At 43.8% G+C, this 299-nt stretch carries 1 protein-coding gene; it reads right to left on the minus strand.

Annotated elements, in window-relative coordinates:
- Positions 1–184: hypothetical protein (locus tag HMPREF3009_RS13620; protein ID WP_232760833.1), on the minus strand; the 184-nt coding region annotated here is incomplete at its 3' end.
- Between the last annotated feature and the right edge of the window lie 115 nt (positions 185–299).

Raw genomic sequence — 299 nt, forward strand, 5'->3', positions numbered from 1 at the left:
GGATCACCTCCTTTCTAAGGAGCATATTTTTTGGCACCAGTTGGTGCTGTAAACCACACGGTTTGTTGTGTGGTTGGTGGTTTATGTAAGCGATTGTTTTACTGCCACCGAATGATAATCGGGTGGAGATACATCTTAACTGGGATGATTGATTAACTAATGCTTTAAAGAGTACTTGGTGCATTGTTGGGTGTCTGGGGCATTGTTCCCTGGTTGTAACCCACACGAGTTTCAATGGCTGCTTAACCTTTTGTGGTGTGGTTGTTGAAGTTGTGTGGGGTGTTGTGTGAGAACTGTAT

It is taken from the genome of Corynebacterium sp. HMSC034H07 (assembly GCF_001815175.1).
Lineage (GTDB): Bacteria > Actinomycetota > Actinomycetes > Mycobacteriales > Mycobacteriaceae > Corynebacterium > Corynebacterium hiratae.